This window comes from Rhodovulum visakhapatnamense (assembly GCF_004365965.1).
GTDB lineage: Bacteria > Pseudomonadota > Alphaproteobacteria > Rhodobacterales > Rhodobacteraceae > Rhodovulum > Rhodovulum visakhapatnamense.
This window is the reverse complement of the sequence record NZ_SOEB01000006.1, coordinates 83,349-96,207: the sequence shown is the minus strand read 5'-3', so window position 1 is coordinate 96,207 and position 12,859 is coordinate 83,349. Positions and strand designations below refer to the sequence as shown.

Sequence of the window (12,859 nt, the reverse complement as noted above, 5' to 3'; positions counted from 1 at the left end):
TAAGGTGCACCCATGGAGCTTCCGGACCCATCATGCGATTCTCCACCTCGATCCGTACAGCCATACTGGCCATCGTCCTTCTCGCCTCGGCCGTCATGCTGGGCCTGATCGGCCTGGCCTTGCATGTCGACAGCCTGAGGGACGCCGCAGAGGAACAGATCTCGCTGATCGCCAAGGAAGACAGGACCCTTGCCGATGTGGAGATCGGCCTGCTTCAGGCGCGCCGCGCGGAAAAGGACTTTCTGCTGCGTCACGAGGACAGCTTCGTCGACAAGCAGACGGCAGCGCTGGACGGGATCGCCCGCAATACCGAAGCGGCCGAGGCCCTGGGCAAGCGCGTTGGCGGTCTTGAAGCGTCCGAGCATGACTTCGTGGCCTTGACGACCGCGATCCGGACCTACGGAGAGGAGTTCGGCCGGTTGGTCGAGATCCGTCGCCGCCTCGGTTACGACGAAGAGAGCGGGCTTCAGGGCCAGTTGCGGAACGCGGTGCATGGCATCGAGGCCCGGCTGGAAGAAATCGGCAACCCTGAGATGCAGGTCAAGATGCTGATGATGCGCCGCCACGAAAAGGATTTCATCCTGCGTGGCGATCCCAAGTATCTGGACCGTCTGAATGCGCGCGTCGACGAATTTCACGCCTTCCCCGACAGCCTTTTCGCCGACGCGGCGCAGCGCCAGGAAATCGACCAGCTTCTCGCGACCTATCAGGGAGCCTTCACCGCCTTTGTCGAGGAAAACCTGGCCGAACAGACGCTGCGCGCGTCCCTTTCTGCCCATTACGCCGAAGCCGAGCCGATCCTGGCGCGGCTGGTTGCTACGGTCCGCGGCCGCGCCGACGAGGTCAACGCAACCGCCGCGATCGCCAAGGCGCGGGCCGAACGGCTGTCGAACTGGATCGGGGCGAGTGGGCTTGTCGTCTTTGTGGTGCTTGCGATCTGGCTTTCGTTCGCCATTTCGCGGCCGCTTCGCCGGATCGATATCGCCCTTCGGCAGATGATGAAGGGCGACTATACCCCGCATATCGGCACGTCGCGCATTTCTGAAACGGCGGCCATCGCCGCGGCCGTCGACAGCTTCCGCCATGAGTTGGCACAGAAGGACCGCCTCGACCGCGACATCTCCGAAGTGATCGATGCCTGCGCCGCCGGCGATTTCTCCAAGCGGCTGCCCGATCCCGGCGAAGACAGCAATTCGGCGGTGCTGGTGCGTGGCGTCAATGCCATCGGCGATGCTGCCCAGAAGGGCCTTGGCGACGTGTTGATCGTACTCGACACGCTCAGCAAGGGCGATCTCACGGTGCACATGCCGTCCGGACACCATGGCGTGTTCAGCGAAATCTCGGAGTCCATCGACACGCTGGTGTCCAGCCTCTCGAGCATCCTGCGCCAGCTGTCCGCCAGCAGCGATCTTCTGAACAGCACGGCCCGCAGGATTGCCTCGGCCTCGGACGAGGCCTCGCATCGCGGCCAGAACTCTGCCGCGTCGCTGGAAGAAACCGCCGCCGCCCTGCAAACGCTTGCCAACAACGTGCGCGGGGCGGCCGACAGCGCGAAGAGCGCCGAACAATTCGTGGAATCCGCCAGAGACCGCGCCGAAAACACGCGAACCGTGGCCGACAAGACAGTGGGCGCGATCCGCCGGATCGAGGAATCCTCAAGCGCCATCGGCCGGATTACCGGTATGATCGAGGATGTAGCCTTCCAGACCAACCTGCTGGCACTGAACGCGGGCGTCGAGGCGGCCCGGGCGGGCGAAGCCGGCCGCGGCTTCGCCGTGGTGGCCTCGGAGGTCCGCGCCCTGGCCCAGCGCGCGACCGAAGCGGCGCGCGAGATTACCGCGCTGATCCGCAGCAGCGAGACGCATGTGGCCGATGGGGTGAAGCTCGTTTCGGACACGGTGGCCGCGCTGGGGGCAATTCAGGACTCGGTAACCAGCGTTTGCGACAAGGTGGCAGCCATCGCCGCCAATACCATCGAACAGTCGACCAGCATCACCGAGATCAACACCGCGGTCGGCGCGCTCGACCGCGATGTCCAGCAGAACGCGGCGATCCTGGATGAAACGGCGACGGCGGGCCAGATGCTCCGCAGCGAGGCCGACTCTCTGGTCGACCTGGTCAAGCAGTTCCGTCTGCCCGACGAATCGGAGGCGCAGTCACACCGCTTCGCGGCCGAGTGAGCGGGAAACGCGATCCGGGATTCCAGCCTTTGCCTTAAATGGCCAAGACGCGTTCAGGCCGCAACGATCCGGCCCGCCGATGAGACGGATCCTCCGGCCATCCCCGAACGCCAAAGCTAACTTATGACCCAGCCGCAGGGCTTTATCGGCGTGCCTCTGGATATCCACGGGGCGCGCCGGGAACTGCCAACGCGAGTGAAGTCGGTGCCGTTCCAGAGCCGCATCGCCAGCCCCGCTCCGGTCTTCCGGATCGCACGCCCAGAATGACCGGCGGAAGAAAGCGGGTTTCGCTTTCTCGAACAGGGTCCTCACGACCCATGCCCGGTCAGTCGGCTCTGCTGCTCCAGGTTCGCACGACTCGCGGTATCTCCCGGCGCACGGAACCTTGAGACGCGCTCGCCTGCTCCGATCCTGGCCATGGCACCGGACTGCCGCCTCCGGGGAATCGCCGCCGGTCCGTGCCAAAGGTACTGGAAAGCTAACGGGTCCCGCGCCCATCCAGATCGAGACCGGCCTCGCTCTCCACTTGGGTTTCGGACCCGCCGGAGCGTTTCGCGTCGGTTTCGGCCGCACCGGCGGACGGCGTCGCGCCGATCCGGGTCACGAAATGGCGGATGATCAGCGCGTAAAGCGCCGCACACATGGCCAGCGTCGCGAAAAGCTGCAAGATGACGAGGATGGCCGCATGCGAGAGCCCGGTCAGCACGATGAGGTTCAACAGGATGCCGACCCCGAAGATCATCAGGAAGAATGGCGGAATTTGGCGAAGGGCCTTCATGCGTCGCAAGCCTTTTTATTCGGTCGTCTCGAAGTTTAGGGCGAAGGGCCGGGCGGGCCAAGGGGGCGTGGCATGCGCCTGACTGCGGCCTTCTGGGTGCAGGCCTATCTGGCGCGGCTGCGGCTGGAGGGCATTCCGGCCTTTGTTGTGGCGCATGGCGACGACACGGCGGGAGCTGTATTGGTCAAGCTCAACACGCTCGACGGGCACGCCTGCGCCTTCCAGCGCGCTTTCGACCTGACCTCGGGCGATCGGCGGTGGATGGTGCTGGCCGAAGGCGACGAGGCCGCGGTCGATGGCGCGGTCAGGCGGCAGCGCGGATTCGACCCGGATCTCTGGGTGATCGAGGTCGAGGATCGGGGCGGCCGCCACCTGCTGGACGCCCCCGGCCTGGCATGACGGCACCGTTGCGTCATGGGTATTTCTGCCAAGAAGAAGACCGGAGCGGAGGTACGGCGGTGATCGAGTGGCATGACGAGGGCGTGGTTCTGTCGGCGCGACCGCATGGCGAAAGTTCGGCCATCGTCGAGCTTTTCACCCCGGGTCACGGCCGCCATCTGGGAGTGGTGCGGGGCGGTACGGGCCGCAAGCTGGCGCCGGTGCTGCAGCCCGGAGCGCAGCTTTCGGCGGTGTGGAAGGCGCGGCTCGAGGATCATCTGGGCGCCTATACGGTCGAGCCGCTGCGAAGCCGCCTTGGCCATGTGCTGGGCGATGCCGCGGCCCTGGCGGGGCTGGATGCGGTGACCGCATTGCTGGCCTTCGCCTTGCCAGAACGAGCGCCGCATCCGGGGCTTTACGCTCGGTCGGTCGCGCTGCTCGATCTTCTGGGCGCCCCCGGACCCTGGCCTTTGGCTTATCTGCGCTGGGAACTGGCGCTGCTGGAGGAGACGGGGTTCGGGCTTGATCTGAGCCGCTGCGCGGTGACCGGAGATCGCGACGATCTGGTCTATGTCTCGCCCCGGACGGGGCGGGCGGTCAGCACGGCGGGCGCGGGCGACTGGGCCGACCGGCTGTTGCCCCTGCCGCCCTGCCTTTTGGGACAAGCGCCGGTCCGGGACGGGGATATTGCCGACGGCTTGCGGCTGACGGGCCATTTCCTTGGCACCTGGCTGGCGCCTGCGCTGGGTGACCGGCCGCTTCCGGGCGCGCGGGCGCGGCTGGTGCGGCTCATGGCCCGCGTCGGCTGAGCGCTGCATTTGCTTTCCCGAGGGCCTGTGCTATCGACGCCGCCGAACGGATGTGAAGGGGCGGCCCGCATGGACGATCTCAGGCAGAAATATATCGGCGCGATTGCGGATGCGGCGGACGAGTCGGCGCTGGAAGAGCTGCGGCTGCAGGCCGTCGGCAAGAAGGGCGAGGTCAGCCTGATGATGCGCGAGCTGGGCAGGATGACGCCCGACGAGCGTCAGCAGATGGGCCCGAAGCTGAACGCGCTGAAGGACGAGATCAATTCGGCGCTGGCGGCCAAGAAGGCGGCGCTGGCCGATGCCGCGCTGAACGAACGGCTTCAGGCCGAATGGCTGGACGTGACGCTGCCCAGGCGGCCGCGGCGGCAAGGCACGATCCATCCGGTCAGCCAGGTCACCGACGAGATCACCGCGATCTTCGCCGATATGGGCTTTTCGGTCGCCGAGGGGCCGCAGATCGAATCCGACTGGTTCAATTTCGACGCGCTGAACATCCCGCCCGAGCACCCCGCCCGGCAGGAGCATGACACCTTCTTCATGTCCCGCGCCGAAGGCGACAACCGTCCGCCGCATGTGCTGCGGACCCATACCTCGCCGGTGCAGATCCGCGCGATGCAGGAGACCGGCGCCCCGATCCGGGTGATCGCGCCGGGCCGGGTCTATCGCTGCGACTATGACCAGACCCATACGCCGATGTTCCATCAGGTCGAGGGGCTGGCGATCGGCCGCGACATCTCGATGGCCAACCTGAAATGGGTGCTGGAGGAATTCTGCCGCGCCTTCTTCGAGGTCGAGGGGGTCGAGCTGCGGTTCCGCGCCTCGCATTTCCCCTTCACCGAGCCGTCGGCCGAGGTCGATATTCGCTGTTCCTGGGCGGGCGGCAGCCTGAAGATCGGCGAGGGCGACGACTGGCTCGAGATCCTCGGTTCGGGGATGGTGCATCCCAAGGTCCTGAGCGCCGCGGGCGTCGACCCCGATCAGTGGCAGGGTTTTGCCTTCGGCATGGGGATCGACCGGCTGGCGATGCTGAAATACGGCATTCCCGATCTGCGCGCCTTCTTCGACAGCGACTTGCGCTGGCTACGCCATTACGGCTTCTCGGCGCTCGACGTGCCGACGCTGCAGGGCGGGCTCAGCGTCTGAGCCGGGCGGCGCGGCCCTAGCGCCGCGCCCGGGCCTCCTGCAGAAGCCGGGTGACATCGGTTTCTTCGACCTGACCGAAATCGGCGTAATGGGCGCCCACCGCGACGAAATCGCGGGGGGCTTCCAGAAAGATCAGCCGGTCGGTCATCCCGCGCATCTTCCAGACCGTCTCCTGCGGGCCGACCGGCACCGCCAGCCAGACCTCGAGCGGACCGCGATTGTGCAGCGCCCGCAGCGCCGCGCGCGCCGTGGCCCCGGTCGCAAGCCCGTCATCGACGACGATGGCCGTCCGGCCCGAGACCTTTTCGGGCGCGCGGCCGCCCAGAATGCGGCGGCGCGCCTCGGCGATGTCGGCAAGCCGGGCCTCGACCTCGGGCGCGACATCGGCCTGGGTGAGCCCCGCGGCGGCCAGAATCTCGGCATTGAAGACGACCTCGCGCGCGGCGCCGTCGACCACCGCGCCCGCAGCCAGTTCCGGATTGCCCGGCATCCCGATCTTGCGCACGAAAGTCAGATCGAGAGGACAGCCCAGCGCCTCGGCCACGGGGGCCGCGACCGGCACGCCGCCGCGCGGCAGGGCCAGCACCACGGGGTTTTCCGGGGCCGCCGCCAGAACCTTTTCTGCCAGCAGCCGTCCGGCCGCATCGCGGGACTGAAACATCGCCTCGTCCTCCCCCTGCGCGGCTCAGCGCCGGAGCGTGCCGCCCGTCGCCTTCTCGACCTTGGCCACGATCTTCTGACCGACAGCCTCGATGTCCTTCTCGGTCAGGGTCTTGTCGGTCGGTTGCAGCCGCACCGTGATCGCCAGCGACTTCTTGCCCTCGCCCAGCGCACCGCCGACGAATTCGTCGAAGACCCGGACCTCCTCGATCAGCGCCTTGTCGGCCCCGGCCGCGGCATTGACCACGTTGATCGCCTCGACGCCCGCATCCAGCACGAAGGCAAAGTCGCGTTCCACCGCCTGCAGGTCCGAAACCGTCAGCGCGTCGCGGGTGGCCCCCTTGCGGCGCGGCATCGGCGGTTCCTCGACGAAGACAGTGAAGGCGACCGCGGGGCCCTTCACGTTCATCTCGGCCAGAACCTTGGGGTGAAGCTCGCCGAAGGTGGCCAGCACCTTCTTCGGCCCGAGGCAGATCCGGCCCGAGCGGCCCGGATGCCACCAGCCCGGTGCCTCGCGCAGGATCTGCGCCTTGGGGGGGGCGCCGATGGCGGCCAGCACCGCCTCGCAATCGGCCTTGGCGTCGTAAAGATCGACCGGGCGGCGCGAACCGTAGGGATTGCGCGGGGCCGAGGCGCCGACCAGAAGCCCCGCCGCCTGGATATGCTGTTCGCCCGGTTCGGCGCCCTGGAAGGCGGGACCGACCTCGAACAGGGCCAGATCGGCGAAGCCGCGCGCCTGGTTCCGCGCCGCTGCCTGCAACAGCCCCGGCAGCAGGTCGGGCCGCATATGGCTCATCTCGGAAGAGATCGGGTTTTCCAGCGCCATCGCGTCGCTGCCGCCGCCGAAGAGCGCGGCACTGGCGCGGTCGACGAAGGAATAGGTGACGCATTCGTTATAGCCCAGCGCCGCGCAGGTCCGCCGCGCGGCCGAGGACCGGCGCTGCATGGGCGTCAGGATCGCGGTCGGCACGCCGGGCTGCGGCCGCGCCATCGGCCTGCCCTCGAGCTTCGTCAGCGAGGCGACGCGGGCCACCTCCTCGACCAGATCGGCCTCGCCCAGCACATCGGGGCGCCAGGAGGGCACATGAGCCATGTCGCCCTCCATCCGGAAGCCAAGGGCGGTCAGCGTGGCGCGCTGGGTTTCGGCCGGGATCTCCATGCCGACCAGGCTTTCGACCCGGTCGGTATCCAGCCGGTAGGCCCGCGCCATATCGGGCACGGCGCCCGCGACCACCAGCTCGGAGGCCTCGCCGCCGCAGAGATCGAGGATCATCCGGGTCGCGGCCTCGATGCCCAGGGGCGTCCAGGCCGGGTCGATGCCGCGTTCGAAGCGGTAGCGCGCATCCGAGTTTATCTTCAGCGCGCGGCCGGTCATGGCGGTGCGGATCGGGTCGAAATAGGCCGCCTCGAGGAAGACATCGACGGTCTCTTCGGTGCAGCCGGTCGCCTCGCCGCCCATCACGCCGCCCAGGCTCTCGACGCCGGTTGCGTCCGAGATCACGGTCATGCCGGGGTCCATGACATAGGTCTTGCCGTCGAGCGCGAGGAACTCCTCGCCGCCCTCTGCGGCATGGACCCTGAGCCCTCCGGCGAGCTTGGCGATGTCGAAGACATGCAGCGGGCGGTTCATGTCATAGGTGAAGTAGTTGGTGATATCGACCAGCGCCGAGATCGGCCGGAGCCCGATCGCCTTCAGCCGCTGTTGCAGCCATTTCGGCGAGGGGCCGTTCTTCACGCCGCGGATCGCACGGCCGTAGAAGACCGGGCAGGCGCGTTCCCGGGTCTCGGGGTCGATGGTGACGTCGACCGGACAGGGGAAGCTGCCTGCGACGGGCGCGACCTCGACCGGTTTCAGCCGCCCGACGCCGCGCGCGGCCAGATCGCGGGCGACGCCATGGATGCCCAGCGCATCGGGCCGGTTCGGCGTGATCGCGATCTCGATCACCGGATCGACCTTGGCCGGATCGTTCGCCGCCAGCCAGTCGACAAAGCCCTGCCCGACCTCGCCCGAAGGCAGCTCGATGATGCCGTCATGTTCGTCCGACAGCTCCATCTCGCGTTCCGAACACATCATGCCATGGCTTTCGACGCCACGGATCTTGCCGACCTGGATGGTGGTGTCGATGCCCGGGATATACATGCCCGGATGGGCGATCACGACGGTGATGCCCTCGCGCGCATTGGGCGCGCCGCAGACGATCTGTTTCTCGCCCTGCCCGGTCGCGACCTGACAGACCCGAAGCCGGTCGGCATCCGGATGCTGTTCGGCCTTCAGGACCTTGCCGATGGTGAAGTCCCGCAATGCCCTGGCCGGGTTCTCGACGCCCTCGACCTCGAGCCCGAGGTCGGTCAGCGCATAGAGGATCTCGTCGAGCGTGGCCTCGGTCTCGAGGTGCTCCTTCAGCCAGGACAGGGTGAATTTCATCGTGGATGAGCCTTCTGGGGTCGCGGGTCGGGCCTGTCTCTAGCCCAAAGGACCGTGCGGCGAAAGGGGCTAGGCCCGGCGACCGGCGTGGCGGGCCGGGCGGTGCCGCCGCGCGGTCAGGCCCCGGGGCAGGTCAGCCTGGCATAGGCCACCGCCGGATCGCCCCTGAGCGTATCGGGCCGGATCGCGCAGCCGGAGCCGGTCTCGATCGCGCGGAACGCCCGGGCCATCGTGCCCGCGCGGTATTCACGGTTGAGCCGAATCGCCTGCGCCTCGCCCCCCTTGCGGCGCACGGCGAAGCGCGAGCCGTCGATTTCGACCATGACCGGGGGAATGCCGGCATAGTCCATGCCCGGCGAGTCGCAGGCCGAAACGACGAGAATCAGGGCAATGCACAGAATGCGGACCATCCTCCAAGCTCCTCCGAACATGGTTTACGTTAAGTAAACGTGCGGTTGGCGCCACAGTCGGCAGGAGTCCTGCAGGGTATGCCCGCCCGCGCCCGCAGCCGTCTTGCGCGGACCGGGACCCGGCGCGAGCATGGTGAAAAAAGACCAAGGAGCAGGCAAATGAAAACCATCGGCATACTGGGCGGCATGTCGGCCGCCTCGACGGCACTTTATTACGACGTGCTGAACCGGGGCGCGCGGGCGCGGCTGGGCGGATTGCACTCGGCGGATCTGCTGATCCGCTCGCTCGACTTTGCCCTGGTCGAGGAAATGCAGGCGGCGGGCGACTGGGACGCGGCGGGGCTGATGCTGAACCGCGAGGCCCGGGCGCTGGAAGCGGGCGGCGCCGATTTCCTGATGCTGGCGACCAACACCATGCACAAGCTGGTCGAGTCGATGCTGGACGGCGTGTCGATCCCGTTCCTGCATATCGCCGACGCGACCGCGCATCAGATCAGCGCGGCGGGGCTGAAGCGGCCGGGACTGATGGCGACCGCCTATACGATGGAGCAGAGCTTCTACACCGACCGGCTGCGCGCCGCCGGGCTGGACCCGATGTTGCCCGGCCCCGAGGACCGGGCCGAGACCCACCGCATCATCTATGACGAGCTGTGCGTCGGCATGGTGCGCGAGGAAAGCCGCCAGAGCTATGTCGAGATCGCCGGGCGGCTGGCCAAGCGCGGCGCCGATTGCGTGATCCTTGGCTGCACCGAGGTGGGCCTGCTGCTGAACGCCGCGAACGCGCCGCTGCCGGTCTTCGACACGACCGAAATTCACTGCGCCGCCGCGCTGGAACTGGCTTTGGCGGCCTGACCGCTCAGCCAGTTTTCGCCGCCTCGCCCAGCGCCCGCGCCTCGGACAGGGTCAGCCCGGTGGCCAGGGCCTCGGGGTCCAGCCGCAGCTCGATCACGAAGGGGCGGTCGGCCCCCAGCGCCTGCGCCAGCGCCTCGGGGAAGGCCGCCTGATCGGTCACCGTCACCCCGTCGCCGCCATAGGCCCGGGCCAGCGCCGGGAAGTCGGGATTGGCCAGATCGGTGCCGCTGACCCGGCCGGGATATTTCCGTTCCTGATGCATGCGGATGGTGCCGTAGCGGCCGTTATTGGCGACGATCACCACGATATTCGCGCCGTGCTGCACCGCCGTCGACATTTCGTTCAGGGTCATCTGGAAACACCCGTCGCCCGCGAGGCAGACCACCGGAACGTCGGGCCGCGCCAGCTTGGCCGCGATTGCCGCAGGGAAGCCGTAGCCCATCGATCCCGAGGTCGGTGCCAGCTGGGTGCCGGGCCCGCGATAGCGGAAATAGCGGTGCAGGAAGGCCGCGTAATTGCCCGCGCCATTGGTCAGCACCGCCGTTTCCGGCAAGGTCTCCGACAGGTGGGTCACGACCTCTTCCATCCGCACCGCGCCCGGCGTCGGCTTCGGCGCGGTCCAGGCCTCGTAATCCGCGCGGGCGGCGCGGGTCCAGGCCGACCAGCGCGGCGGCGTGGACGGCCCGCCCGCCCGCGCCAGCGCCGCGACCACATCCGGCGCGGTCAGCGCGATGCCCGGATCGGGGCGCCAGACCCGGCCAAGCTCGTCGGGGTCGGGATGGACATGCACGACGCGCTTGTCCTGCATGGCCGGGTCCATCAGCGAATAGCCCGCCGTCGCGGTATCGCCCAGCCGGGTGCCCAGCGCGATCACCAGATCGGCATCCCGCAGACGCTGGCCCAGCACCGGGTTCATGCCGACGCCAAGATCGCCGACATAGTTCGGGTGGCGGTTGTCGAGCCGGTCCTGACGGCGGAAGCTGACCGCGACCGGCAGGTCACGGCGTTCGGCGAAGATCGCCAGATCGGCCGCCGCCTGCGCCGACCAGTGCGGCCCGCCGACAACGACCAGCGGCCGCTCGGCCTCGTCCAGGGCGGCGAGAACCGCAGCCACCTGCGCCGGGGTCGGGTCGGGCTCGGGCCAGACCCGGGCCAGAATGTCGGGCACCTCGGCAAAGCCGCTCAGCATGTCCTCGGGCAGGGCCAGCACCACCGGCCCCGGGCGCCCCGATTGTGCCGTATGGAAGGCGCGCGAGATGTATTCGGGCAGCCGCCGCGTCTCGTCGACCTCGGCCACCCACTTGACCAGCGGCCCGAAGAAGCGCCGGTAGTCGAGTTCCTGGAATGCCTCGCGGTCGCGGTCGCTGCGCGCGATCTGGCCGACGAAAACCACCATCGGCGTCGAATCCTGCCGCGCCACATGCAGCCCGCTGGCGGCGTTGCAGGACCCCGGACCACGGGTGACGAAAAGCACCCCGGGCCGGCCGGTCAGCTTGGCATGGGCCTCGGCCATCATCGCCGCGCCACCCTCGTGGCGACAGACCACATTGGGAATGCCCACATCGTAAAGCCCGTCGAGGGCCGCGAGAAAGCTTTCGCCAGGGACCGAGAACACCCGCTCCACTCCCTGGATCGCCAGCTGATCGGCCAGGATCTTTCCGCCATGACGCCGCATGTTTTTCCCTTTCCTCCGCTCCCCATCGGGCGCAGCCTGCGCCAAGCCTGCGCCAAGCCTGCGGCAGGAGCAAGGCGCGCCGCTGCGGACGGCAACCGAATGGAGAGGACAGATGTCGGACCACAAGCTGCTGGGAATTGCCGGAGCGCTGCGCAAGGCGTCGTATAACCGGATGCTGCTGCGCGAGGCGGCGCGGATCTTCGATCCGGCCGAGTTCGTCGAGGCCGACCTTCGGCTGCCCCTCTTCGATCAGGATCTGCAGGACGAGGCGGGCATTCCGCCCGAGGTCCAGCGCCTCGCCGATCAGATCGCCGCGGCCGATGCCGTGGTGATCGCGGGCCCCGAATACAACAAGAGCATCAGCGGCGTCCTGAAGAACGCGCTCGACTGGGTCAGCCGGACCGAGGGCAATCCCTGGGCCGACAAGCCGGTGGCCATCGTTTCGGCGGCGGGCGGCCGGGCCGGGGGCGAGCGGACGCAATTCGCACTCAGGCTGTGCCTGGTGCCGTTCCGGGCGCGGGTGCTGGCCGGACCCGAGGTTCTGGTGGGGCAGGCTCCCGGCCAGTTCGACGCCCAGGGGCGGTTGACGAACGAAATCAACCTCAAGGCTCTCGAGACCCTGATGCAGGCGTTGAAAACCGAAATTTCACCAGCTGTCGGGCATTAATCACGGGCGCGCATGCGCGTTGCGCGAAAACTGTTGAAAAGCTAGGGTCCCGCTTATGGAAGACGCCGTTGGAAAGTCGCAGGTCGCCACGGATGTGCTCGATCCGACCCGGATCGTGGCACTGTTCCTTGCCCTCGGCCTCGACGGCAAGCCACCGGGACATTACGACCCGCTGCCGCCCTATTTCCACCAGGTCTATTTCTGGGACGTGCACCGCCCCGAAGACCTTGGGCGCGACGGCCATCCGCATATCGGCGGCGACGGGTTCATTCCCGATCTGGGCCTTCCGCGGCGGATGTGGGCCGGCGGACGGCTGACCTTCTTCGGCCCGCTGCGCCAGGGGCTGCCGGCGCAGAAGACCTCGACCATCGAGAAGGTCCAGATCAAGACCGGCCGGTCGGGGCCACTGGCCTTCGTCACGCTGCGCCACGACATCGTCGAGGGGGGCATGCTGCGGGTCACCGAATACGAGGATCTGGTCTATCTGCCCGATCCCGACCCTGCCCGCCCGCGCCCGCCCGCCCCCGCGGCGCCCGAAGTCTGGGACGACGCGATCGACCTGACCTTCACGCCCACGCTCCTGTTCCGCTATTCGGCGCTGACTCTGAACGGTCACCGCATCCATTACGACCGCGACTATTGCCAGCGGGTCGAAGGCTATCCGGGTCTTGTGGTTCATGGCCAGCTTCTGGCGCAGTTCCTGATGCTGCGGGCCAATGCCCATGGCACGATCCGGCATTTCAGCCTGCGCGCCTATGCGCCGGTCTTCGATTTCGAGACGGTGCAGCTCTGCCGCGCGGGCGATCGCTACTGGATCCGCGGCGAGGACGGGCGGCTGGCGGTGATGGGCGAGGCCGTCTTCGCGCCCAGTTCGCTGTGACC

Annotated in this window: 12 protein-coding genes; 7 read left to right on the top strand and 5 right to left on the bottom strand. The window is 68.0% G+C overall.

Translation table 11 applies throughout. The annotated features are described in order from the left end of the window. Positions 1-32: 32 nt before the first annotated feature. Positions 33-2,180, top strand: coding sequence for a methyl-accepting chemotaxis protein (locus EV657_RS07390; RefSeq protein ID WP_134077521.1), 2,148 nt, complete (start codon positions 33-35; stop codon positions 2,178-2,180). Positions 2,181-2,658: 478 nt separating this feature from the next. Here EV657_RS07390 and EV657_RS07385 read toward each other — a convergent pair whose 3' ends face one another. After that, positions 2,659-2,958 carry a hypothetical protein gene (locus tag EV657_RS07385; RefSeq protein ID WP_134077520.1) on the bottom strand — a complete coding sequence of 100 codons (300 nt, stop codon included), beginning with the start codon at positions 2,956-2,958 and terminating at the stop codon, positions 2,659-2,661. A 72-nt stretch (positions 2,959-3,030) separates the two neighbouring features. On the opposite strand from EV657_RS07385, the gene EV657_RS07380 reads away from it, so the two are divergent. The 3 genes from EV657_RS07380 to pheS all read left to right on the top strand — a co-directional run bounded on the left by EV657_RS07380 (position 3,031) and on the right by pheS (position 5,288). Next, the gene (locus tag EV657_RS07380) at positions 3,031-3,357 is read left to right on the top strand and encodes a DUF1491 family protein (RefSeq protein ID WP_134077519.1); all 327 of its coding nucleotides are present in this window, start codon (positions 3,031-3,033) and stop codon (positions 3,355-3,357) included. A gap of 62 nt (positions 3,358-3,419) precedes the next feature. Further along, on the top strand, positions 3,420-4,145 hold the full coding sequence (gene recO / locus EV657_RS07375; protein ID WP_075787692.1) for a DNA repair protein RecO: 726 nt from the start codon (positions 3,420-3,422) through the stop codon (positions 4,143-4,145). A gap of 69 nt (positions 4,146-4,214) precedes the next feature. Further along, positions 4,215-5,288, top strand: a complete 1,074-nt coding sequence (gene pheS / locus EV657_RS07370; RefSeq protein WP_134077518.1) for a phenylalanine--tRNA ligase subunit alpha — start codon at positions 4,215-4,217, stop codon at positions 5,286-5,288. A 16-nt stretch (positions 5,289-5,304) separates the two neighbouring features. Here pheS and EV657_RS07365 read toward each other — a convergent pair whose 3' ends face one another. The 3 genes from EV657_RS07365 to EV657_RS07355 form a co-directional block, all read right to left on the bottom strand. After that, positions 5,305-5,949, bottom strand: coding sequence for a phosphoribosyltransferase (locus EV657_RS07365; RefSeq protein WP_134077517.1), 645 nt, complete (start codon positions 5,947-5,949; stop codon positions 5,305-5,307). Positions 5,950-5,973: 24 nt separating this feature from the next. Then, entirely contained in the window at positions 5,974-8,373 is a 2,400-nt protein-coding gene (gene pheT, locus EV657_RS07360; protein WP_134077516.1) for a phenylalanine--tRNA ligase subunit beta, read from the bottom strand. Positions 8,374-8,489: 116 nt separating this feature from the next. Next, positions 8,490-8,783: a hypothetical protein gene (locus EV657_RS07355; protein WP_113670606.1), complete on the bottom strand. Its 294-nt coding sequence runs from the start codon at positions 8,781-8,783 to the stop codon at positions 8,490-8,492. A 159-nt stretch (positions 8,784-8,942) separates the two neighbouring features. Here EV657_RS07355 and EV657_RS07350 point away from each other — a divergent pair, with 159 nt between their 5' ends. Then, the gene (locus EV657_RS07350; protein WP_075787215.1) at positions 8,943-9,635 is read left to right on the top strand and encodes an aspartate/glutamate racemase family protein; all 693 of its coding nucleotides are present in this window, start codon (positions 8,943-8,945) and stop codon (positions 9,633-9,635) included. Positions 9,636-9,639: 4 nt separating this feature from the next. Here EV657_RS07350 and EV657_RS07345 read toward each other — a convergent pair whose 3' ends face one another. Next, positions 9,640-11,310 carry a thiamine pyrophosphate-binding protein gene (locus tag EV657_RS07345; protein WP_134077515.1) on the bottom strand — a complete coding sequence of 557 codons (1,671 nt, stop codon included), beginning with the start codon at positions 11,308-11,310 and terminating at the stop codon, positions 9,640-9,642. A 112-nt stretch (positions 11,311-11,422) separates the two neighbouring features. Between EV657_RS07345 and EV657_RS07340 the strand changes: the two genes are divergently transcribed. Continuing rightward, the gene (locus tag EV657_RS07340) at positions 11,423-11,977 is read left to right on the top strand and encodes an NADPH-dependent FMN reductase (RefSeq protein ID WP_075787217.1); all 555 of its coding nucleotides are present in this window, start codon (positions 11,423-11,425) and stop codon (positions 11,975-11,977) included. Positions 11,978-12,032: 55 nt separating this feature from the next. Then, the gene (locus EV657_RS07335) at positions 12,033-12,857 is read left to right on the top strand and encodes an HTD2 family dehydratase (protein WP_113670603.1); all 825 of its coding nucleotides are present in this window, start codon (positions 12,033-12,035) and stop codon (positions 12,855-12,857) included. The last annotated feature ends 2 nt before the right edge of the window (positions 12,858-12,859 follow it).